19 protein-coding genes are annotated in these 21,887 nt (G+C 59.5%); 2 read left to right on the forward strand and 17 right to left on the reverse strand.

The window, feature by feature from the left end; all coding sequences use genetic code 11:
- Window positions 1-20: 20 nt before the first annotated feature.
- Window positions 21-1,268 (forward strand): OprD family porin, encoded by a 1,248-nt coding sequence (locus tag CFII64_RS13370; RefSeq protein ID WP_156883175.1) that lies wholly within the window; start codon window positions 21-23, stop codon window positions 1,266-1,268.
- 82 nt (window positions 1,269-1,350) lie between these two features.
- On the opposite strand, the gene nanR is transcribed toward CFII64_RS13370, so the two are convergent.
- The 12 genes from nanR to CFII64_RS13430 all read right to left on the reverse strand — a co-directional run bounded on the left by nanR (window position 1,351) and on the right by CFII64_RS13430 (window position 14,116).
- Window positions 1,351-2,043 carry a transcriptional regulator NanR gene (gene nanR, locus CFII64_RS13375; RefSeq protein WP_020291316.1) on the reverse strand — a complete coding sequence of 231 codons (693 nt, stop codon included), beginning with the start codon at window positions 2,041-2,043 and terminating at the stop codon, window positions 1,351-1,353.
- A 147-nt stretch (window positions 2,044-2,190) separates the two neighbouring features.
- Window positions 2,191-3,066, reverse strand: a complete 876-nt coding sequence (locus CFII64_RS13380; RefSeq protein WP_020291317.1) for a phosphogluconate dehydrogenase C-terminal domain-containing protein — start codon at window positions 3,064-3,066, stop codon at window positions 2,191-2,193.
- Between the two features lie 4 nt (window positions 3,067-3,070).
- A complete protein-coding gene (locus CFII64_RS13385; RefSeq protein ID WP_020291318.1) occupies window positions 3,071-3,877 on the reverse strand; it encodes a sugar phosphate isomerase/epimerase in 807 nt (268 codons plus the stop codon).
- Entirely contained in the window at window positions 3,862-4,674 is an 813-nt protein-coding gene (locus CFII64_RS13390; RefSeq protein ID WP_020291319.1) for a triose-phosphate isomerase family protein, read from the reverse strand. Before CFII64_RS13390 ends, CFII64_RS13385 begins: the two co-directional genes overlap by 16 nt.
- Window positions 4,671-5,141 carry a ribose-5-phosphate isomerase gene (locus CFII64_RS13395; protein WP_020291320.1) on the reverse strand — a complete coding sequence of 157 codons (471 nt, stop codon included), beginning with the start codon at window positions 5,139-5,141 and terminating at the stop codon, window positions 4,671-4,673. Before CFII64_RS13395 ends, CFII64_RS13390 begins: the two co-directional genes overlap by 4 nt.
- On the reverse strand, window positions 5,134-6,900 hold the full coding sequence (locus CFII64_RS13400; RefSeq protein WP_020291321.1) for a dihydroxyacetone kinase family protein: 1,767 nt from the start codon (window positions 6,898-6,900) through the stop codon (window positions 5,134-5,136). Before CFII64_RS13400 ends, CFII64_RS13395 begins: the two co-directional genes overlap by 8 nt.
- A gap of 10 nt (window positions 6,901-6,910) precedes the next feature.
- A complete protein-coding gene (locus CFII64_RS13405) occupies window positions 6,911-8,260 on the reverse strand; it encodes an MFS transporter (RefSeq protein ID WP_020291322.1) in 1,350 nt (449 codons plus the stop codon).
- A gap of 442 nt (window positions 8,261-8,702) precedes the next feature.
- A complete protein-coding gene (locus tag CFII64_RS13410; RefSeq protein WP_020291323.1) occupies window positions 8,703-9,968 on the reverse strand; it encodes a HAMP domain-containing sensor histidine kinase in 1,266 nt (421 codons plus the stop codon).
- Window positions 9,969-10,110: 142 nt separating this feature from the next.
- A complete protein-coding gene (gene treS / locus CFII64_RS13415; RefSeq protein WP_020291324.1) occupies window positions 10,111-12,174 on the reverse strand; it encodes a maltose alpha-D-glucosyltransferase in 2,064 nt (687 codons plus the stop codon).
- A 105-nt stretch (window positions 12,175-12,279) separates the two neighbouring features.
- Entirely contained in the window at window positions 12,280-12,840 is a 561-nt protein-coding gene (locus CFII64_RS13420) for a LysR substrate-binding domain-containing protein (RefSeq protein ID WP_256208088.1), read from the reverse strand.
- Between the two features lie 35 nt (window positions 12,841-12,875).
- Window positions 12,876-13,136 carry a LysR family transcriptional regulator gene (locus CFII64_RS13425; protein ID WP_020291326.1) on the reverse strand — a complete coding sequence of 87 codons (261 nt, stop codon included), beginning with the start codon at window positions 13,134-13,136 and terminating at the stop codon, window positions 12,876-12,878.
- A 374-nt stretch (window positions 13,137-13,510) separates the two neighbouring features.
- Complete coding sequence (locus CFII64_RS13430) at window positions 13,511-14,116, reverse strand: DJ-1/PfpI family protein (RefSeq protein WP_020291327.1); 606 nt, start codon at window positions 14,114-14,116, stop codon at window positions 13,511-13,513.
- 133 nt (window positions 14,117-14,249) lie between these two features.
- Between CFII64_RS13430 and ftrA the strand changes: the two genes are divergently transcribed.
- The gene (gene ftrA, locus CFII64_RS13435; RefSeq protein ID WP_020291328.1) at window positions 14,250-15,203 is read left to right on the forward strand and encodes a transcriptional regulator FtrA; all 954 of its coding nucleotides are present in this window, start codon (window positions 14,250-14,252) and stop codon (window positions 15,201-15,203) included.
- 3 nt (window positions 15,204-15,206) lie between these two features.
- Here the strand turns inward: ftrA and CFII64_RS13440 are convergent, their stop codons facing one another.
- The 5 genes from CFII64_RS13440 to sbnB are packed head-to-tail and all read right to left on the reverse strand — an operon-like array spanning window position 15,207 to window position 21,881.
- Window positions 15,207-16,355 carry a serine hydrolase gene (locus CFII64_RS13440; RefSeq protein ID WP_020291329.1) on the reverse strand — a complete coding sequence of 383 codons (1,149 nt, stop codon included), beginning with the start codon at window positions 16,353-16,355 and terminating at the stop codon, window positions 15,207-15,209.
- A 3-nt stretch (window positions 16,356-16,358) separates the two neighbouring features.
- Window positions 16,359-17,513, reverse strand: coding sequence for an iron-containing alcohol dehydrogenase (locus CFII64_RS13445; protein WP_020291330.1), 1,155 nt, complete (start codon window positions 17,511-17,513; stop codon window positions 16,359-16,361).
- A 39-nt stretch (window positions 17,514-17,552) separates the two neighbouring features.
- Complete coding sequence (locus CFII64_RS13450; RefSeq protein WP_020291331.1) at window positions 17,553-18,185, reverse strand: LysE family transporter; 633 nt, start codon at window positions 18,183-18,185, stop codon at window positions 17,553-17,555.
- A 52-nt stretch (window positions 18,186-18,237) separates the two neighbouring features.
- Entirely contained in the window at window positions 18,238-19,824 is a 1,587-nt protein-coding gene (locus CFII64_RS13455) for an FAD/NAD(P)-binding protein (protein ID WP_052026625.1), read from the reverse strand.
- A 47-nt stretch (window positions 19,825-19,871) separates the two neighbouring features.
- Complete coding sequence (gene sbnB, locus CFII64_RS29320) at window positions 19,872-21,881, reverse strand: 2,3-diaminopropionate biosynthesis protein SbnB (RefSeq protein ID WP_084488262.1); 2,010 nt, start codon at window positions 21,879-21,881, stop codon at window positions 19,872-19,874.
- Window positions 21,882-21,887 lie beyond the last annotated feature (6 nt).

The raw sequence follows: 21,887 nt of genomic DNA on the forward strand, positions 1-21,887 counted from the left end.
ACTTGATAAGGGTACTCACCATGCGGTCAACTTTCATGTTTGGCAGTGCAACGCTGTGCGCGGCAATTTCAGGCGCAGCGTTCGGGGATGACATTCTCAGCAATCCGTTTTTCAAAGACAGCACCACTCAGGTTGTCGCGCGTAACTTCTATTTCAATCGCGATTTCCGTAATGCAGCGCCCAACGCGCAGAGCTATCGCGAAGAGTGGGCGCAGGGCTTCATCGGTACATTCACTTCGGGCTTCACCCCTGGGACCGTTGGCTTTGGTGTTGATGCAATCGGCCTTTACGGCATGAAGCTCGACAGCAGCTCTGACCGAATTGGCAGCGGCCTGCTGCCCAGCAGCGGTAATCACGTGGCTGGTGTCGACCACGCTGCGGATGATTATTCGCGGGCCGCCGGTGCGGTAAAAATCAGGGTTTCAAAGACCGTGCTCAAATACGGTCAGCAAACCCTCAACTTGCCGGTTTATTCCACTGGTGATAGTCGTCTGTTGCCAGAGACCACCGAAGGTTTCTACTTGAGCAGTAAGGAAATCGACAATCTAAGAGTGGATGTAGCGCACCTGACGTCCCTGAGTGTCTACAACCAGAGTGCCCATAACGCCGGAGGTATGACAAAAGCCGACGTACTGGGTGCCACCTACAACTTCACCCCCAACCTCACCGGCGCACTTTATGCTTCGGATGTCGAAGATCTATGGAAGAAGAAGTACGTGGGGCTCAGTTGGGTCAAACCGATTGATGCCAAACAGACGTTCTCCACTGATTTTCGCTTCTACAACCAGAAGAGTACCGGGGCGGAAAATGGCGGTGATATCGACAGCAACTCGTTCAGCATCAAAGGCGCTTACGCCTACGGCTCCCACAAAGTAACCCTGGCCTATCAGGCTATCACCGGTAAAAACGGCTATGTGTTTTACACCGACGGTGGCAACACCGATTACTTGGCCAACTACGTGCAGTATGCTGAATTCACCCGTGAAGACGAACGCTCGTGGCAAGCCCGCTACGATTTTAACTTCGCCGCCTTCGGCGTGCCCGGGCTGGACGTCTTCGCCCGCTATATCAAAGGCAACAACATCAGTCTGGCCAGCGGTGCCAGTAACCAGAACGAATGGGAACGCGACCTGGAAGCTGCTTATGTAATCCAGAGCGGACCAATGAAAAACCTCTCGTTCCGGGTGCGTCAGGCGACCTATCGCAACTCGTTCAATGGCGATATCGATGACGTGAGGTTTATCACACAGTACCCGATCAATCTCTAAAACGAAGACCCGGCTGCGTGTGCGGCCGGGGCTTTCTCCTGCTAATGCGACCCGGATCACCGGTGAAGTGCATGTATCCGGCTCACTCGCCGACGTGCGTCACCAAATGATCATGCATCGCCTGCTCTGCACCGCTGGCATCGCCTTGCTTGATGAACTTGAGGATTTCCTCATGTTCAGCGATGGTCAGTTCGCGGGCCTTGGCTCTGAGCATTTCCTGGCGATAATCAGCCATCCATTCAAGAATGGCGCGGGATATTGCCGAATAGATGGGGTTGCCGGAAATACGCGCGATTTCACCGTGGAACTCCATATCGATGGTAATGAAGTCCGGGCTGTCTTTTAGCTTGTGCATGTTGGCGACGATGGCTTCCAAGCGGGAGATGTCCGCTGGTGAGGCCTTCTGTGCGGCAATTTTGACCAGGCCGGTCTCAAAAAATGTCCGTGCCTGACGAAGGTGGTCGACATTGGATGCCGAGCTCGACAACAAATGGCGTGCCGCGAGATCGATCTGGCCAATCATCGAGTGCATGTCGACCTGGCCGACTTTGGCCCGCTCGCCATGCTGGATAGTGATCATGCCCATGCCCGCCAGACGCTGCATTGCTTCACGAACCACCGGGCGCCCTACTCCGAATGTCTCCATGAGTTCTCGCTCGGCGGGCATTTGATCGCCAGGCTGAAGATTGTCTTCCTCGATCAGGCTAAGCAGCTGCTCAAAGACTACATCGGAGAGCTTCTTGCGTTGAATCAGGCGCTTTTTAATCTCGGGCATTGCGAAAAGTAGCTCCAGGCAAAGGCATGACGGTAGACACGACGGCCACCATTATAAGCCAGCCTTGAGCACAGCATTGCAGTCAATCACCACCCGGCCCTGTAGAAACCGTATCTGGCCGAGTGGTGTCAGGCCTGACTAACTGGATCAAGCCGCGTCAGCTTTGACCTTGCGCACGGCGTCAATTTTCAGCATGCGCGCAATGATGAGGTCCAGTTCTTCCTCATCAAAAATGCTTTTCCAGTCGGGTTTGATGATCTTTTCGCGGCCGTAGTCGATGGCAATCATGCATGCATCGGAGAACGGATTGGTGCTGCGAAATGCAACGGCCAGGGCAATCTGGATATGCCCGTAAAGCATGGCTTTTGCAGCGGCTTCGGGAACGCCGATGCGGTTGATGGTTTCATCCAGCGCTTCTTTCATGAAGGTGCCGACCATACAAGCGACTGTCTCCACCAGAGTGGGCTCAAGATACGCCAATTGTTTGACCGTCACCCAATGCACGACACCGACCGGCCCGTACATGACCGCGATGATGTTGGCCAATTCCGAACGCTGTTTATCATTGCCGCTTTCAAATGCCGCGCAAACGTCCTGCACGGCGGCATTTCCGCCGAAGGCATCGGCATGTTCTTCTTTGGTGGTGCGCTCCAGAAATACCGAAGGATGGCAGGGATGCGCGACCGCTTGATGGATGTTTTCCCGTTGCGCCAACAAACCCGCGTAAGAAGCGGCTGGATCAAGGGTCAGCAAAATCGCCCCGCTTTTCATCTGCGGCACGATTTGCGCTGAAACGGTCTCAAGGGCGATATCCGGAACAGCAAGGATCACCACGTCGGCTTGTGGCACCACTTCATTGGTGACGGAAAGTTCGCGTCCTGCCGCCACGATTTGTTCCTGCGCTCGCGGCAAGTTCTCGCAGTAGGTCACGCTGTAATGACTGGTTTGCAGATTGGCGGAAATGCGCATGCCCATCTTGCCGCCAGCGCCAACAATGGCAATTTTCTTGAGTTCGTATGTCATGGGGTCACTCCTCACTCTGTTTTGTATTTAGATAGTTCAGGTTGTGTCGAGTCCATTGATCTTCGAGCGCGCAGGTAGTCGCCGCATCCTGCTGCCAGGGCAGCCAGTGCTCGATGATCTGATTGATCTGTCGTTCGTTCGGCCGAACCCTGGCTTTCATGTAGTCGTAGTCCAGCAACCCCTCGCCCATCGGGCAGCCGGCGAAGGTGAAGCCGACCCAACCGTCGCGCCGGGAAAAACTGAAATCCTTGACGTGCAGGTTCAGCACCCGATTGGCCGTCATGTCGATGACCTGGGTCGGGTGCTCAAGCGCCGCAACACAGTTGCCGGGGTCAAGACAAATGCCCAGCCATGGGCTATCAACCCGTTCGACCGCATCAAGAATGGTGCGGGTCGGAACCTGTTCATAGGTTTCCAGGGCGAGCTTGACGTTTTGCTCGACAAACGCCGGCATGATCGCCTCCAGCAGCGCGAAAGCCTGATTCGGCGTCGGCTTGCTGGTGTTGCTGTTGAACATGCTGCGCAGCAGACGAGCATCGAGAATCGCTGCGTATTCAAGGTATTTGCGCAGATGGGACGTTTCCAGTCCGCGCGTGCCCAGCTCCAGTGTCAGGCCAAGCGCGTCGGCTTGCTGCTTCAGGTCACGAAGTTGACTGACCGAAAAAGTTTCCAGCCCTTTGTAGTCGCATATCTGGAAAACAGTCGCGCCCAGCGCTGCGGTCTGTTCCAGCATCGCGGGCAGATCGAGCGGATTTGCCACCCGCTCGCTGGCGCGCCAGAAGAACGAATAGGTGCTCAGGCCGATTGCCATTGGACGCCCTCCTCTATCGATGCCAACCGTGACTGCGCCAGCGACCGCGCTTCACCGAGAATCGCTGCAAAGGCTTCGGGTTCGTGGGCAAAACGGCCGAGAAACAGGCCATCGACGTGATCACCGAGCCGCGTCAGCAGGCCCGGCCCGGCGCTGCCGCCATAAATCACCCGGGTATTTTGCAAGTCGGTATCGATGCAGTGCTGACGCAGCGCCGTGCACACCGCGCCGATGTACTGTGGGGATGCGGGTTGTGCCGCACCAATCGCCCACTGGGGTTCGTAAGCAACGACCAAATCACCCGACAGACCCGCGCCTTGAGCGCGGTCCAAAGCCGCAGTGAGTTGTTGCGCGCACAGTCTGGCGGCCTCGGCGGGCAAACATTGACGGTCTTCGCCAATGCACAACACCGGAATCAAGCCATTGCGCCAGGCGGCTGCGGTTTTGTCGGCAATCTGCCGGTCGCTTTCGGCAAAATACCGACGGCGCTCGGCATGGCCGATTTCCACCACGTTGCAGCCCATCTCCTTGAGGACTTCGGGGCTCACTTCCCCGGTATAGGCGCCCTTGTCTTCCCAAAACAGATTCTGCGCACCCACCAGTGCCAACCCTTCAAATATTTCCAGAGCAGGAGCCAGCATCGGAAAGCTGGGGATCACAAACACCTGGACCTGGCCATTGCGCACACTCGGCTCTTGCTCCAGCAGCGCCGCAATGGATTGGCACCATTGCAGAGTCTGCTGGTAGCCGAAATACATCTTCAGGCTAACGCCCAGCGTGACGATGGGCGCGTTCATCGGGCGCTGACTCGCTCGTAGTCGTTCAACGTCTGCACTTTTTGCGCAGAAGCCGAGCCCTCGTCAAAGCGATAAGTCAGCCATTCTTTGAGCAGACGGCGCGCGAGTTCCAGGCCGATGACGCGCTGGCCGAATGTCAGCACCTGAGCGTTATTGCTCAAAATGGCACGTTCCACGGAAAAACTGTCGTGGGCGGTCACTGCGCGGATGCCGTGCACCTTGTTCGCGGCAATGGCGACACCCAGGCCGGTGCCGCAGATCAACAGCGCCCGGTCTGCATCGCCGGCGGCGACCATCTCGGCTGCGGCGATGGCGACCAATGGGTAGGACGTATGGCTTTGGCTGTCCACGCCCACATCCTTGACCAATTCCACCAACGGATTGCTGAGCAAATCACGCTTGAGCGCTTCTTTGTATTCAAAGCCGGCGTCGTCACAGCCGATCACGATTCGTAGTTTGTCACTCATGGACTGTCTCCTTGATGCGGCTGGAAGCGGCAGGCGCGCCAGCCAGCATTGCCGGCTTGATCGCATTGATAATCAGGGAAAGGGAAAACGCGCCGGCGTCGACAGTGCCCAGGCTTTTTTCTGCCAACGGCCGGGCGCGACCGATCCTGGGGCGCAATTGAGCGGTATCGGCGGCGGCTTGTTCGGCAACTCCGGCTGCGATGTTCCAGGCTTCCGGCAGTTCCAGACCTTGCGCAGCAGAGTCCACCAGTGATTGGGAGAACGGCACGAGGACGTCGACCAGCGTCTTGTCGCCCACTTGGGCTTTGCCGAAATGCATGATGCCTTCGCTGGCCTTGCGGATTCCCTCGGCCACCGATGACGCGTCCGGGCTGCGCACATCGCCAAGAGAATTGCCCAGCGCAGTCAGTGCAACGCCCCAGATCGCTCCGGACGTCCCCCCCGCCTTGTCCGCCCAGGCATCGGCGGCAAAACGCAGGACTGTGCCGGCGCCTGCGCCCAATTCCAGGACTTCGTAGGCTTTGGCCACTGCTGCACATACGCCGCGCTGCATACCGATGCCATGGTCGCCATCACCGGCGACGGCATCGATGCGGCCTAACTCGTCGACATGGGTCAAAACCGTGTGCTTTGCGATATCCAGGACTTGCACCACGCAGCGTGCCGAACGTTTGGATCGGGCACTGGCCTGAGGAATGATTTGCTGCTCGGTGGGTTGCAAGTCGAGTTCATTCAAGGCTTCGGCAATTTGCAGACTGCCCTTGCGGTAAGCCGGTGTTGAGGTGGGAGCGCGCCAGAAGCGTTCCAGCTCGTCGTCGAGCCAGCACAAGGTCAGCGAGACGCCGGCCATGTCGAAACTGGTGACCAGTTCGCCCACTTCCGGCTCGATCACCATCAGCCCGACGTTGGCCAGCAACTGCGCCACACGCCGGTAAACCACGAACAGTTCTTCGTACTTGACGCTGCCCAACCCATTGAGGATTACCGCAACTCGCTGGCCTTGAGGTTGAGTGACGCCTATCGGCAATTCCTTGAGCAGCTCACCGACCAGCAATTCAGCCAGTTCATCAGCCGTTGGCACCGGACCCTCATCGATACCCGGCTCACCGTGAATACCCATGCCCAACGCCATCTTGCCGAGGGGCACTTCGAATAACGGCTGTTCCGCGCCCGGCAAGGTGCAGCCGGAAAAGGCCACGCCCAGCGAGCGGGTTCTCTCGTTGGCATGCCGCGCGATGCGCACGACGTCGGTGAACCCATAACCTGCTTCTGCCGCTGCACTCGCCGCCTTGAAGACCACCAGATCACCGGCGATGCCGCGTCTTTTGTGAATCTCTTCAACTGCCGCGCTGGAAATATCGTCGGTCACCGCGATGACTTCGCAGGGAATGCCTTCAGCGTTGAGACGGTCTTTGGCCAGGCCAAAGTGCAGGACATCTCCCGCATAGTTGCCATAGCCAAGCAGAACACCGCCGCCGCGCTGGGCCAGTTTGGCGACGCCGTAGATCTGCTGCGCCGAAGGCGATGCGAATAGATTGCCCATGACTGCGGCGTGAGCCAGGCCTTGTCCGACCAGCCCGGCGAACGCGGGATAGTGGCCGGAGCCGCCACCAATGACGACGGCTACGCTGCCTTCAGTGCTGCGAGTATTGCGCACCACGCCACCGGGGACCTGGCGCACCATACTCGCGTGAGCGGCGACAAACCCTTCGACAAGCTCGCCGGCAAACGCAGAAGGCTGATTGAATAAACGAGTCATTGGAAGCTCCTTATTGCTGTGCCGGGCGTGCTGGCGTCAGCCCATCAACCGATAAACGACGCTGGCTGCCCAGGGCAACCATCAGCACCGCAGACATGAGCATCAAACCGCCAACCACGAACATCGGCACGGTGTAACTGCCGGTCGATTCCTTGAGCGCGCCGGTGATAAAACCGGCCGAGAACCCGGCAACGTTGCCCACGGTATTGATCAACGCCACTGCGGCTGCGGCCGATGCGCCAGTCAGAAACTGGGTAGGCAGCGTCCAGAAATTCGGCAGCGCGGCGAAAATAGAGCACGCGGTGATGGTGACGACGGCCACCGTGGCAGTTGGCGAACCCATCGCCAGCGCCAAGGGAATGCTGACGGCACCGGTCAATGCGGGCAGCGCGATGTGCCAGGTGCGGCAACCGCGGCGTGTTGCGTCCCGGGACCAGAGGTACAAGGCGACGGCAGCCGGCAAATAAGGAATCGCTGTGATCAGGCCTTTCTCGAACACGGTAAACGTGGTTCCGAACTGCGCCTGGAAGCCGCCGATGATGGTCGGCAGGAAGAACGCCAGTGCATACAGGCCGTAGATAAAGCCGAAGTAGATGAAACACAGCACCCACACCCGACCATTGAGCATGGCGCGGCCGACGCTGAGATGGCTGGATTTGGCCTGGGTCTGCTGCTGTTCGGCTTCCAGTTCAGCCACCAGCCATTTTTTCTCTTCCGCGTTCAGCCATTTGGCCTCGGCAGGACGGTCAACCAGATAGAACCAGGCAATGAACCCGACCAGAATCGCCGGTAGCGATACGCCAAGGAACATCACTCGCCAGCCCGCCAGACCAAACAAACCATCGTGACCGATCAACCAGGCCGCCAGCGGCGCGCCGATCACCACGGTCAACGGTTGGGCCAGATAGAACAGCGCCAGAATCTTGCTGCGATAGCGTGAAGGCACCCACAGGCTTAAAAACAGGATCGCGCCCGGAAAGAAACCGGCTTCGGCAATCCCCAGCAGGAAGCGCAGCGTGTACAGCCCTTCCAGACTGCTGACCCAAGTGAACAACAGCGACACGACGCCCCAGGACACCATGATCCGGGCCAGCCACTTGCGCGCGCCGAACTTGTGCAATGCCAGGTTGCTCGGCACTTCCAGCAGGATGTAGCCGATAAAAAAGATCCCGGATGCAAGGCCGAACTGAGCAATGGTCAGCCCCAGATCCTGGGTCATGCCGTTGGGGCCAGCGAAGGAAATGGCGGTGCGGTCGAGGAAGTTAATGAAGAACATCAAAGCAACAAACGGAACCAGTCGCAGTGAGATTTTGCGGATAGCTGATTTCTCGATACTGGGAGATGCGGAGACCGTGGGCATGTCATTTCTCCGGCTCATCTACGGCCTGTCGCAAGCGCGGTTCAAGGCTTATGTGATGAGATGATTTCTTATTATGGACGCTATAAGGCAGCCTCCAAACCTGAGTCAGTTCCGAGCGATGCGATCTGACCTGGCTGAATTTTTAGCATGGGTTTTTTCATTTGTATACTGGGATGATGGTATGACGACTGGACAATTCCTGACGGATTGACAGGCGCGACGCTACAAGCACCGGGCTTGAGCCTTCGCGACGATTATCGACCTTTTATCTGGAAGTGATTTCGAGTGGTTGTTTGGTTGGCGCTACCGTCAGATCCACCGCGTCATCGTTCTTCGCGGGCAAGCCTCCAACGAAGTGATTTGCGCGCAGCAGGCACTGACCCGTTGGAGGCTTGCCCGCGAAGGCGATCTTTCAGGTTCGCCTTGCTATAACCGGGAGCGTTTAAAGCCGAACGTCGAAACAGCAGCCATGAGGAACGCGGCTATGCAGCGTCACGCTCCAGCCCTGATGAACGCAAATGCGTTGCACCAGGGAAAGCCCCAGTCCGAGGCCCTCTCCACGTTGTTCATCGCCGCGCACGAAGGGCTGGAACATGGCCTGCTGTTTCTCCAGCGGAATGCCAATGCCACTGTCCTGAACGCTGAAGCCGTGCGAGTCGAGCGTCAGGCAAATGAAGCCCTCGTCCGTGTAATGCCAGGCATTGCGCAACAGATTACCCATGACCGAATGCAGCAACGTCGCGTTGTACAGATCAGGCAACGGTTCTCCCGGCTCGTAGCGCAGAACAATGCCCTTTTCTTCAATAGGTTTGCGCCACATGTCCACCAGCTCGTCGGCCGTCGCTTTAACAGTGGAGCGCGGCCCCCGTCCGGCTTGATCGCTCTCGATTCGTGCCAATAACAGAAAGGTTTCCACAAGCTGGCGCATGCCTTCGCTGGCGCGGGCAATGCGGGTCACCTGGGCGTGTGAGCGTGGGTCCAGGTTGGGGTTTTCCAGGAGCAGTTCGCAGGAGCTGGCCAGCACCATCAGTGGCGTGCGCAGTTCATGGCTGACATCGCTGGTGAACAGTTTTTCGCGGCCCAGTGCGGCGCGCAGTCGGCCCAGCGTTTCATCAAAGGAAACGGCAAGTTCGCCGACTTCGTCGTTGCCATATTCGGGAGCCAGGGAAGGCGCTACCTCAAGAAGCTGATCCCGTTGGCGCACCTGTCCGGCCAGCTTGACGACCGGCGCCATGACGCGTTGTGCCAACAAGCGTCCAAGCAGCAAGGCCAGCAATACGCTGAGCACAAAGCCCACCAGCACCACGCCAAAGAGAATTCGTTCGCGCTTCACGCTGCTGCGTTGGTCACGCAACAACACATAGCTGCGCCCGTCGACCGAGTCGACCATGGCGTAGTAAGCGTTCTTACCCCGCACAAAGGTGTGGAAACCTGGCGTCAGCCGTTTGAGGTCATCGGCCATGGCCAGATCACCTGCCCCGCCTTCGACGTAGAACAGCGAAAGCTTGTCGGGACGATGGCTCCAGTTGGCAACATCGTCCATGACTAAGAGGCGATGCAAATCGCCGTCAAGGGAGAGAACAGTGAGCTTTTTCTCGACAAAGTGAACGGTTACCACGATGCCGGCGGCGAAGACGACCGCCACCAGTGTGCTCATCAGCGTGAATACGATCACGATCCGCTGTTTGAGACTGTGTTTGATATCCATGAAATTTCCGATCAATGCATGCCGCTTGGGCACAAACCAAGGCGCGCATTATCAGAGGGAGAATGTCGTTTTTTCGTCAACGCATGAATTTTGGCTGGCAGACGCGGCTCAGTGGACACTGAGACCGCGCTGCTGACGCACTTCAGATAGGCAGCGCACTGACCACGCGCAGTGCCAGACCTTCATAAGCGTCCAGCGTGATGGTGAACTCACCCTGCTCGGTCAAGTCGCCTTCGACCCGCTCGTTGATGATATCCACCACCGGTCCCGGCGCGACGTCAGTCAGATGCAGCGTCTCGACGACGGGCTCGGAGCTGAAGTTCAGCGCGGTAATTTGCGTACCTTTGCCGGCCGGCAGCTCATGGACCATGATCAGCAAGCCTGGATGCTGCACATCCGGAATCAGGATCTGCTTGCTCGCCGCAATATCATAGGCGCGGCGCACGGCTAGGATTTTCTTGAGCTGTGAAGCGAACGAGTCCGGACGCTGGAGCTGATCCACAAGGCTGCCATAAAGCGTTTTCGGACGCGGCATATTGCCGGCGGAAAACTCGGCTTCAGGGTCCAGGTCCACCAGATCGTAGGCGCCGCGATGGATCCAGCGCGTATCGCCATCCTGCATCAGGTGCTGAACCTGCTCGGCTGGCAGCGTCAGCGCGCCCACCAGGTCCCAGCCGGACAAGGCAAAAACACCGGGCTGCATGGCGTTGAACATCACCAGCAACAGGTGAATGTGCTGGATCTTCAGGACGTCCGCGTCGGTGATGGTGTCCAGATCGCGAATGCCCAGCGCGGCAGTGATAATGCTCGCCGTGGTGCACGCCACGCCATTGGTGACGAACTTAAGGTTGTAAGGCGCGTGCTCGCCGGTCAGGCGTTCGTACATCTCTTCGCGAATGTGCTCGCGCAAGATGTTGCCGGGGAAGGTCTGGCCTTGGTAGTGATAGGTGTCATGGGCATGCAGCGTCCAGAAATGCACCAGTTCCAGGGTCAGCTCATCATGGTTTTGCAACGCATGAATCAGTGACGCCGGATCAATGCCAAAGGCATGCACCTGACGCAGCATCAGGCGCAGAAACTCGGTATTGCCGGTCAGCAAGGCGTGCTGGTAGGCCGGACGCGTGATGAAGTCGTAGGACAGATCCGCGCCGCCATGGGACATGGACGCGATGTCATCCAGGGTCAGGTTCAACTCCTGGAAGCTGAAGCCGCCCGCCTTGCGAATCGCACCACCCAGCAGTTGATTGCCGGTAATGGACAGCGGATGGCTTTCCGACCAGGCATTACCTTCGGCCTTGCGCTCCACGCCGAGAAAGCCGTTGGCGTCCAGACGCAATACCCGCGCGCCCATGACGTCGATGGCATGCAAGGCATCGCCGATGATCATCTGCTGCGCGGTAAAACTTGGGTCGAGCCAGTTCAATGAAGGCTGGCCGTCCTTGAAATAATGCAGATACACCCAGCGCCGCGCCTTGCCATCGACGCCCTGGACGATGCTGGTCGCACTCCAGTCGGTCTCTTTGACGCCGGGCTCGAAAAAGATCACCCGCTGCAGCTGGCCAACGATGTAGTGCTTGTCTTTCAGCTGATCGACGACTTCAGGCATCAGGTTGACCGCATCGCGACCTGCTGGAATATCAGGCAGCAAGTGCCAGTCTTCCTCGCGAATCTCGACCATGTGGTAAAGGCCGGGGTAATCCTCGTAGGCCATTTCCGCGAGGCGGAAATCCGCGCCCTTGCCGGTGTGCGACGGAATCACGTCATCGATCATCACCGCGTTGTGCGCGGCAGCGATGCGGCTGAGGCTCAACAGCTGCGCTTCGGTGCCCAGGTCCGGATCGATGCCAAAGCTGATGCGGTCGAAGTTACCGTCGATACTTGGCGTACGCTGGCGGCCCTGCAGGCCGCCAGAGGTTTTCAGCGGACCGTTATGAATGCCTTGAATGCCGATCTCGGACAGCGCGTGCCACAAGGTTTCATCACCCAGGGCTTCCAGAACCGAACCCCCTTCGCGGGTGACAATGGACGCCGGATAGGCTGTGAACCATACAGAGGCGATGGCTGAAGCGTCGCGCGGCCGGGCCTCGGCGAAGGGGCGCTGCCAGAGCCTGCCCTGCCCCGAATACAATTTGGCCCGTTGTTTTGCCGCGTTCAGCATCGATTGCTCTACCAGCCAATCCACGTATTGCTTATCCGGTGTGGTCATAAATTCCAATCATCCGCTTCAAGTGAACCGCGCCGAAACTGCGATTCTGCTGCCAAATACCTATTGCTATGAGCCTTGTCGGCGCCAAACGTTGCATTTTAGTTTTCAACCCTGCGGGCGCGTGGCTTGCCTCAGCGCATCAAGCACCGCGTTCGCCGCGTTGGACATCAGCGAGACTGGCCGGGCAATGACGCTGATCCGCCGCGCTACCGTCACGGGCAGCGGTATGCAATCAAAACTGCCGTCGTTGAGCGGCAACAGCGTGCGCGGCAGGATCGACATGCAATGCCCTTTCCTGACCAGATCCAGAAGCGTATCGACACAGCTGAGTTCGCCACGATGGCTGAGCCGGACCTGAGCGCAATGCAACTGATGGTGCAGCGCCTCGACGCCCGCATGCCGCCAGGCCACATAACGCACGGTTTCCGCCAGTTGAGTAAAGGTCGGCTGAATGCCGGACGCGTGTTTTGCTGTCACCAACATGTAGGTATCCGCCCAGTGCAGGTGCTCCAGATAATGCTCGTCGAGCACCGTACCCGGCATGATCACAATGTCAGCCACGTCCCGTTTCAGATTATCCAGCGAAGGGTTTTGCTCGCTGCCGTGCACTGCGGTCAGTGAGACTTGTGGGTGAAGTTTGCCAAGGGATGCAATGCACGCCGCCAGCGTGGTTTCTTGAATGTGGGTGAAATAGTGGACCGTTACGCGGCCATTGATCTCATTTTTTTTAGTTGCTCAAGGGTTGCCAGCATCGTTTCCAGAGTACGCGTGATGACGTGTCCATCCGGAGTCAGCGTGCAGCCGGTACGGCTGCGTACGAACAGACGTTTGTTGAAAAACGTCTCGACTTCCTTGATGGCGTAACTGATGTTCGATTGGCTGCAACCCAGGATAGCGGCGGCCTCCGAAAAAGATCCCTGCACGGCGACGGTCTGGACGACTTTGAAGAAGTGGGTTTTCATTTTCCTGAACTCTGGCGTGAGCGATGGTTGGCGCGGGCGCGATTGCACGAGGCGCAGGTCACGTTTCCAGCCCCCAGGTGCCGCCAGAAAGGAACGGCGGACTGGAATTGTTTCGGCAGGTCGGGGAGTTATCAGCAGAGACTTGCGCGCTGATTTAATGGCTGACAGACCGTCTCGCTCCGTACCAGAGCCATAGATAGCGCGGCGAACGCAGTACGACTGTCAGCGGCGGCAAGCATTCAGACCGGCACTTTCCGAAAAAACGGTGGGAAACGTGAGGCGGATCGGAAGTCATGAATTCATCGGGTAAGGTTTTCCCGATCAATCCACCGGCTGGCGGTCCCTGTCAGCCTCGTGGATCAATGACTGATCAATCAGTCGTTTTCAGTCCAGTCGAAGTCCAGCTGCAAGGCGGTACGCTCCGCCAGTTCGCGGCTGTGCAGGCGCTCGACCATGTGCAGGCTCATGTCAATACCCGCCGAAATGCCCGCAGAAGTCACGAACGCGCCCTCATCGACCCAACGCAAGGTGCTCAACACATCCACGGCCGGGAACATTTCCTTGAGGTCGTTGATGTCTTCCCAATGCGTAGTGACCTGCTTGCCCGCCAGCTTGCCGGTCTTGGCCACCAGGAATGCGCCGGTGCAGACGGCTGCGATCACTCGCTCCGGCACGGCCTGGCCGCTGATCCAGCGGATCACGTCAGGTTTTTCCATTTCGGAGGTGATTACTCCGCCTGGGACCACCAGGCAATCCATGACCGGGTGATCGTTGATGGTGTAATCCGGATCAACTTTCAAACCGGCACGCGCGCGGACCGACGACAAGGTGCGGCCGATGGTGAAAACCGTGAACAGCGGACGCTCTTCGCGGCTTTTGCGCTGGTGCATGCGGGCGGCGGTGGTGAATACTTCGTAAGGGCCTGCGAAGTCGAGGACTTCAACGTCGTCGTAGACGTAGATACCGATGTTGATTGTCACGAAAAAGGACTCCCGGGCGGCGTGTGCGACCTTGAAAAAGGGTCAGGTTCTGGCCTGATTGCAGCCCTCAGGTTAACCAGTCCATTTGCACTGAACTACTGTCGGAAATGCCAATATCCGGTAACATCGCGCCATGAAAAATCATCTTGTCGTCGCGCTTATCTATAACCAGCTGTGCACCTTTGAATTTGGCTGCACGGTCGAAGTGTTTGCCTTGAAAAGGCCCGAGCTGGGCGTGACCTGGTACGAGTTCGCAACCTATTCGGTGGATGAAGGCGCGATCACGGCTGCTGGCGGCATCACCATCGTGCCGACGCCGGGCGAAGTGCTGCTGGAAAACGCCGATACCATCATCGTGCCGGGCTGGCGTGGCGTGGACTGCGAAGTACCGCCCAAGTTAATCGCGCAATTGCAGGCGGCCCATGCGCGGGGCGCGCGGATCTGCTCGATCTGCACCGGCGCGTTCGTGCTGGCCGCTGCCGGATTGCTGCATGGAAAGCGGGTCACCACGCACTGGCGCTATACCGACATGCTGGCCAGCATGTATCCCGAGCTGACCATCCAGCCTAATGAGTTGTATGTCGACCAAGGCCAGATCGTGACGGCGGCTGGCTCGGCGGCGGGTCTGGACATGATGTTGCACCTGGTGCGCACCGATCACGGTGCCCGGGTGGCCAACATGGTCGCGCAGCGCATGGTAATTCCGCCCCATCGGGAAGGCGGGCAATCGCAATATGCATCGCGCCAGCTGGTGTCGGCCAGTGACGGGCCGATCTCGAACCTGATGGACTGGATTCGCGGCGATCTCAAACACGCCCATAGCATCAAGGAAATGGCGGATCGGGCAGCCATCAGCACGCGCACGCTGCACCGAACCTTTATGGAAAGCACCGGTTTGACACCGTATGACTGGATTCTGGGCGAACGAATCGCCTATGCCAAAGAGTTGCTGGAATCTTCCAACATGCGTTTGGCCGAGCTGGTGGACGTTGCCGGTTTCGGTTCCGAAGAATCGTTTCGTCGACACTTTCGCAATCTGGTTGGTGTCAGCCCCACCAGCTATCGCAAGCAATTCGCCAGGGTCTGAGGTTTATTCTGCGTCGTACAGCGCATCGACCAGTGCATCGGCAAACCCGCCCCAGGCGCCGGTCACAGCGGTATTGGTCAGCGCGACCAGGCTGATGCCAGCGGCGGGATCGACCCAATAATGACAGCCATACAATCCGCACCACGACCAGGTTCCGCTCCCCTGCTTGTGCCTGGCCAGCCCCGGATCGGTGAGCACCATCGGGCCCAAAGCAAACTTCCAACCGGGCCCCCGGTTGCTGATTGGCAAGTCGCCAATGGCATTGCTCAACAAGCTGGCGGTACTGGCCGGACTCAACAACGGCGCGCCGCCTGCCCGCAGGCATTCCAGCAACTTCAGGTAATCCGCAGCCGTGCCGATCAAGCCCGCGCCTCCAGATGGGTAAGCCTGCGGATCAGCCACGCGCGTTGCTGACAGCCGGGCTTGGCCACTGTCGAGTTTGAGGACATCAGCACGGCCGATGCGCAGCGGCTCGCTGGAGGCATCCCGATAAGCAACCGCCAGCGATTGATCATCTCTGGCAACGAACCCCGTCGCACTCATCGCCAACGGCTGCGTCACCCAGCGTGCAATGGCTTGCGGCAGTGACACGCCACTGGCCTGCTCGATAATCGCGCCGACCACATCAGTGGCCAGGGAATAACCCCAGGCCTCTCCGGGTTTGAACAACAATGGCAGGCCAGCCAGACGGGTCAGATTGTGTTGCAGGTCAAAGCCGACGTGGTCCAGCCCGTCCGACACCCCTGCCCTTTCATAGGCATTGCCAACGGGTTGCTCGAAACCGTAGGACAAGCCCGCCGTGTGCGACAGCAAGTGGCGCAAGGTGATGGTCGCTTCTGCGCCATCGGCCAGGCGTGGCCGGAAGTCCGCGAGCCAGCGTGTGACGGGCTCGTCCAGCGTCAACCGCCCCGATTCACAGAGCCTTAGCGCCAGCACCGAGGTCAGCAGCTTGGTCAAAGACGCCAGGCGAAACTGCGTGTGTGGCGTCACTCTGCGCCGGTTTTCCCGATCCGCCCAGCCCCGCGCCGAGGCGAAGCGCAATTCGCCCTGCTCGGCAACCAGTAACATCCCGCCAACGATGCGTCCCGATTCGACGTAATCCTGCCAGACCCTAGCAAGTCGCTTGACCCTCGCGGCGTCGATCATCGCCATGGCTCAGTCGCCCGCGACGGCGCGACAGAAGATCCCGGCGTAAGTCTGCGCCGAATGCCGTATCGGATTAGTGTGCGAACAGCCATCGGCAAAGGCCATACGCCCAACCAGTTCTGCATCGTGATCATCAATGCCCAGCGCACTCAAGGTGTGTGGGATGCCGAGCTGCTCGCGCAAGGCCAGAATCCAGTCCAGCACAGCGTTGAATCCTGACCCGGGCAAACCAAGGGCAATGGACAGCGCCTGCATCTGCGGGCCGAGCGCTGTCTGATTGGCCTGCAGCACATAAGGCAACAGAATCGCATTGAGCAGGCCGTGATGCTGATCGTACAGAGCGCCCAAGGTCTGAGCGATGGCATGCACGCCACCCAGGCCGCGCTGGAATGCCACTGCGCCGAGGCTTGAAGCGACAAGCATTTCCTGACGCGCATGCAGGTCGGAGCCGTCGGCAACCGCCAACGGCAGGAACTGCTTGATCAGTTGCATGCCTTTGACCGCCACGGCCTCTGCCATGGGGTGATAAACCGGCGAGCAATAAGCCTCCATGCAATGCGTCAAGGCATCGATGCCGGTGGCCGCCGTAAGGTGTTTGGGCAGGTCCAGCGTCAGATGGGGATCGAGAATCGCAATCCTCGGCATCATCCTGCTGTGCAGAATGGTGCGCTTGACCCGCGCCTGCTCATCGGTGATCACCGACGCGCGGCCCACCTCGGAGCCGGTGCCCGCTGTGGTCGGCAAGGCAATGATCGGCGCGATTCCTGTTGGGTCAGCGCGCAAGTGGTTCTGGCCAATGTCCTCGAAATCCCACAATGGCCGGTTCTGCCCCGACATCAAGGCAATCGCTTTGGCGGCGTCCAGCGCCGATCCACCGCCAAAGGCGATGACGCCGTCGTAGGCGCCAGCCTGGTAAACCGCCAAACCCTCGGCCACATTGCGCCCGGTCGGGTTGCCTTTGACCTGATCGAAAAAGCCGCAGTCGCCCAGGGTTGCGCGGCAGTCAGCCAGCGCGCTCTGAATCATGTCGGTGGTCCCCAGAAACCGGTCGGTGACCAGCAGCGGTCGGCGGATGCCAATACTCTGGCACGCCTGGGCCAGTTCGCTCGCTCGTCCTGCGCCGACACGCATGGAGGTGGGGTAATTCCAGTCATTACTGTGCATCGTCGTGGTCCTTGAATCGATTGGATGAAGTTGCTGGCATCAGGCAGGCAATAAACCGATCAGCAGGCGCAAGCCGAACGCGATCATGAACAGGCCGGTAATGATGTCGATGGCCTTTTTCATGCGCTGATAACGCTGTTGCACCGCCGGAATAGAGAACAGCGTCGCCAGCAAGACAAACCAGGAAATCGCCAGCACGGCGATGATCGATACCCCGGCCGTGCGCACCCACATCGGCAGGCCTGGCGTGGTCACGGTGGTGAACACGCTGGTGTAAAACGCCAGCGCCTTGGGGTTGGTCAGGTTGGTCAGCAGCCCGAAGTGATAGGCCCGGCGCAGGCTGCCAATGCCGAGCGCGGCAATGTTGCGCGGTGCGGGCTGGCTGCCAGCGTTGCGCAGGCTTTTGCTGCCCAGCCAGGTCAGATAAATCCCGCCCAGCAGTTGCAGGGCCGGTTGCAGCCAGGGCAACTGCTGAAACATCAGGCCCAGACCTGTTGCCGCCAGCAGTGCCCAGATAATGCTGCCCGAGGCAACGCCAAGCCCGGCGCAGATCCCCTGCTGCCGGGACTGACTGAACGACAGTTGGGTGATGACCAGGAAATTCGGGCCGGGACTGATAATCAAGACAATGAAAGCGCCGGCGAGCGCCGTCAGCAACGTGATCTCGGACATGGAGATGATCCTTTCGGGTAGGGTTTAAGTTGATTGCGGTACGGGAGTTCAGTCAGGTGGTGAGTTGTTCGCAGGCGAGGTCGACCTCCAGGGCGGCGAGGCACGACTCAACCGCGCTACGCGCTTGCAGCAATGCCTGGCAGGCGGGATCTGGCGTCGGCACGTAATGGTTGTAGAACGTGCTGCCCTCCACCGTCGGTCCCAGAACCCACAGACGCGGCTCGACACGGCCGTCGCTGCCAATCGCGCGGTTTTGCCGGTCGACTTCGATGCCGTCGGCGGGATACGGATGGGCCCGGCGCACCCGTCCTTGCCTGAGCAAGTCATCGAGCAGCGCCGACCGGCCGCCTGAAAGTCCGCTGTGTGCAGTCCGCGCCTTGATCAGCGCATCGAACGTAATTCCCGGCCCATGGATTTGCAGGGGCGCAAGCACCCTCACAATCCCGGCGTCCATCAGTGCGAGCAAATCTTCGTAGCGTTCCTGCTGCGGACCGCCCACCAGACGATTACCCAGCGCCGCCCATTGGTTATAAAAGGCTTGGATCGAGGCGTCCGTCAGGCCTTTGTGGTCGACTGCCAGACGCAACACATCCCGACAGTCGCGCCACACTTCCAGCGCTTGCGTCAGCGGGCTCGCGGCCGTGCCTTGGCGACTGCGCAGCAGATCGGCTTCGATCCACTGGCGAAACCATTGCTCATAAGCGCCAGGCTCGCCCTGCCAGGGCTCGATCTGCAAATGAATTTTGGGATCGAACGACCCGCACCTGCTGCGCATTTCGGCCTCAATCAGTGGCAGCACTTGCTTCACGAAATCCAGACGCCCATCGAGGCTTTCCCGTCTCAAGGCGCGGATCGCCGCCGGGGTAAAAAACCTTGGCGGTGCAGGCGCAGGTTGACCGGGCTGCCATTGCGGCCGTGCATGAAACGGCAGGCCGCTGCGCGAGAACAGATAGATCTGTGGCTCGCGGCCCGAAGGCTGATACCGCCAGCCGCAGACGCTGTTGTCCCGGACATAGCGCCCGCCGAGTCCCTGGGTCAGCTCTGCCAGAGTGTCCATCGCCGTCAGGCCCAGGCCTTCGATGGCGACGCGCCGTCCAGTCACCGCCTCACACTCGCGCGGCGCATGGCCGGTGGTGAGGAACACACCATCGACAGCCATTTGCTGTCCATTGCCGCAGGTCAGCTGAAAGCCAGGCTCCCCCGCGCTCGGGCAGCAACCGACTATTGATTCCCGGTGATGACGTACCTGGACATGGGCCGGACATAACGCCAGCAAGTAGCGGTAGCTGTCCTGCAAATAGCGCCCGAGCAACCGACGCGGCGCGAAGTCACCAAACTCGACCGGCCTGCCCGCCGCGTCCAGGTGCCCGCGCTCATCGAGTCGCACGTTGTGAGTGGCGCACCATTGCAGGAATGTCAGGCCTGCGGGTTGATCCGGCAGTGAGGCAGGGAATGCGGCGGAGAACGCCGAAATCTGCCCGGCCATGGTGTTGAGCATCAGGTAATCCGGCTGTTCTGGCCGATGCAGGCCGCTGCCGGGTGTCTGCGGATCGAATACCTCGACCAGCAGTCGTCGCTGGGGATTTCTGTGCGCCAGACCAATCAGCTGTTCCAGGATGCTCAGGCCTCGGGAACCCATGCCGACGATCGCCACACGCTGGACGTTGCGCACTGCATGCAGGGCGCTCACCAGCGGTTCGACTCAAAGAAGAAGTCCGCAACCGGCAGCGCCTTGCCTTGGGCGATGGCCGAATCGTAAACCCGCTTGCCCACCGCCAGATCCAGCACGCCGAGGCCAAAGGGTGAAAAGATCGTCGGTCGATCAGGGCTGAGTTCCACCTGGCCGAGCATCAATTGCGCCAGGGTGCCGGTGATGAACGAGCGATCTTCATACTGCTGCACAGCCAGGTGCGGCGAGGTCTGGGCCTTGAGGCAGTGCTCGATGTCGTCCAGAACGTTATTGGCCTGGGCGATGATGCCCGGCCCGAGATCACGCAGAGAAATGTTCAGTACCAGTTGGTCAGGGCGAAACCTGTGCTGCAGCACATATGGCGCGGGCGCGGTCGTCGCGAACAGCACCATGTCGGCAAGCAAGGCCTCTTGCAGTTCGACGCGCTCAGCGGGCAACTGATGCTGGGTGCTGACATGCAGCAACAGCGCGTCCGCCGATTCTGCGTGCAGATCACACACCTGCACCGCGCCAATCTCCCAGCCATCGCTGACAAACAGGTCGAGAATGGTCCGGGAGATAAAACCCGCGCCGACGATAGCCAGACGACCGACTTTACGTGGGTGCCGGTTCAGCCAGCGCGCCGCCAATACCGCCGACGCCGCCGTGCGCATAGCGCTGATGCGCGAGGCTTCAAGGCAGGCGTAGGCGTAACCGGTATCCGGCCGATTGAGGATGAGCACCGCCGACGCCCGTTGCAGGCCGGAGTCTAGATTGCCCGGAAAGCTGGAAATCCACTTGATGCCACTCACCGGCTGGGCGCCCGAGACGCTGGCGGGCAAGGCAATGATCCGATTCGCCGGTGCCTCGGGGAACCGCAAGAAGTAGCTGTCCGGGTTGATCGAACGCCCGGCTTGGTGCTCCAGATAAGCGCGTTCGACATCTTCAATGCAGGCGCAGGGATCAGCCGCCAGAATCTGTGCCACCACTTTGCCGTCCACCACATGGAAAGGTGCCTGCCTGATACGCGCGGCGCGCAGGTCAGTGGTCCAGCCGGATTCGATGTGCAAGTCATCCAGCCTGGTTTGCAACACCGCTTTGCCAAAACGCTGCTCGACCCATTGATCGTCATACAGGGTGTCGAGATAGCGCTCGCCCCAATCCGGCGACAAGGCCACCACCACGGAACCCGGCTCGATTCGCTCGCGCCAGGCATGCACGGCACAGATCACCGTCGCTGTAGAGCCGCCGACCAAAAGCCCCTTGTGGCGCGCCAACAGCCGACACATAGCCACGGTGCGCGCTTCAGGAACCATCTCCAGATAATCAATACCTTCAGCGCTGAAGATCGGCGGTCGCTGACTGGTGCCCAAACCGGGGATGAAACGGCGGCTGGGCGGCGTGTCGAAGGTCACCGAGCCCACACTGTCGACGGCAATGATCGTCGTAGTCGGATGATGCTTCTGGAAATACTGCACACACCCCATCAGCGTGCCGGTGGTTCCTGCGCCGATGAACAGATAGTCCACATGGCCGAAACGCTGGGCAATGGAACGCGCCGTGGTGCGCGCATGGACTCGGGGATTGGCGGCGTTTTCGTATTGATTGAGCCAGACCAGCCGGGGATCGGTGCCGAGCATGCTGCGAATCAGCGCGATGCGCGTGCCGAGGAACCCGCCGTTGGCGTCCGGCTCGTCCACCTGGATAACATCAGCGCCGTAACAACGCATCATGCGGATGTTGTGATCGGAACTATTGGGGTCGACCACGCAGGTAAAGCTGATGCCGCGTTCGGCGCAGATCATCGCCAGCGCCACGCCCAGATTGCCGGATGACGATTCGATCAGCCGGGTATCCGCCGTGATAAGCCCCCTGCCCTGCAAATCATCGATCAGGCCGACGGCGGTCTTGAGCTTGATGGAGCCCGCCGGGTTAAGCGATTCCATCTTCAGGAAAAACGGTTGGCCCAGCCCCGAGACTTTAAGAAAAGCCTGGTCGTGAACGATATCGGAGATGTTTTCGTACATGCTTTC

Origin of the sequence: Pseudomonas sp. CFII64, assembly GCF_000416235.1 — a bacterium.
Lineage (GTDB): Bacteria > Pseudomonadota > Gammaproteobacteria > Pseudomonadales > Pseudomonadaceae > Aquipseudomonas.

Bases quoted from the DNA above. Each gene is read 5' to 3' on its own strand.
- CFII64_RS13450 (WP_020291331.1), bottom strand. From the start codon at position 18,185: ATGTCCGAGATCACGTTGCTGACGGCGCTCGCCGGCGCTTTCATTGTC.
- CFII64_RS13370 (WP_156883175.1), top strand. From the start codon at position 21: ATGCGGTCAACTTTCATGTTTGGCAGTGCAACGCTGTGCGCGGCAATT.
- CFII64_RS13455 (WP_052026625.1), bottom strand. From the start codon at position 19,824: ATGGGTTCCCGAGGCCTGAGCATCCTGGAACAGCTGATTGGTCTGGCG.
- CFII64_RS13390 (WP_020291319.1), bottom strand. From the start codon at position 4,674: ATGAACGCGCCCATCGTCACGCTGGGCGTTAGCCTGAAGATGTATTTC.
- nanR (WP_020291316.1), bottom strand. From the start codon at position 2,043: ATGCCCGAGATTAAAAAGCGCCTGATTCAACGCAAGAAGCTCTCCGAT.
- CFII64_RS13445 (WP_020291330.1), bottom strand. From the start codon at position 17,513: ATGCACAGTAATGACTGGAATTACCCCACCTCCATGCGTGTCGGCGCA.
- CFII64_RS13400 (WP_020291321.1), bottom strand. From the start codon at position 6,900: ATGACTCGTTTATTCAATCAGCCTTCTGCGTTTGCCGGCGAGCTTGTC.
- CFII64_RS13395 (WP_020291320.1), bottom strand. From the start codon at position 5,141: ATGAGTGACAAACTACGAATCGTGATCGGCTGTGACGACGCCGGCTTT.
- ftrA (WP_020291328.1), top strand. From the start codon at position 14,250: ATGAAAAATCATCTTGTCGTCGCGCTTATCTATAACCAGCTGTGCACC.
- CFII64_RS13410 (WP_020291323.1), bottom strand. From the start codon at position 9,968: ATGGATATCAAACACAGTCTCAAACAGCGGATCGTGATCGTATTCACG.
- CFII64_RS13385 (WP_020291318.1), bottom strand. From the start codon at position 3,877: ATGGCAATCGGCCTGAGCACCTATTCGTTCTTCTGGCGCGCCAGCGAG.
- CFII64_RS13405 (WP_020291322.1), bottom strand. From the start codon at position 8,260: ATGCCCACGGTCTCCGCATCTCCCAGTATCGAGAAATCAGCTATCCGC.
- CFII64_RS13425 (WP_020291326.1), bottom strand. From the start codon at position 13,136: ATGAAAACCCACTTCTTCAAAGTCGTCCAGACCGTCGCCGTGCAGGGA.
- sbnB (WP_084488262.1), bottom strand. From the start codon at position 21,881: ATGTACGAAAACATCTCCGATATCGTTCACGACCAGGCTTTTCTTAAA.
- CFII64_RS13380 (WP_020291317.1), bottom strand. From the start codon at position 3,066: ATGACATACGAACTCAAGAAAATTGCCATTGTTGGCGCTGGCGGCAAG.
- CFII64_RS13440 (WP_020291329.1), bottom strand. From the start codon at position 16,355: ATGGCGATGATCGACGCCGCGAGGGTCAAGCGACTTGCTAGGGTCTGG.
- treS (WP_020291324.1), bottom strand. From the start codon at position 12,174: ATGACCACACCGGATAAGCAATACGTGGATTGGCTGGTAGAGCAATCG.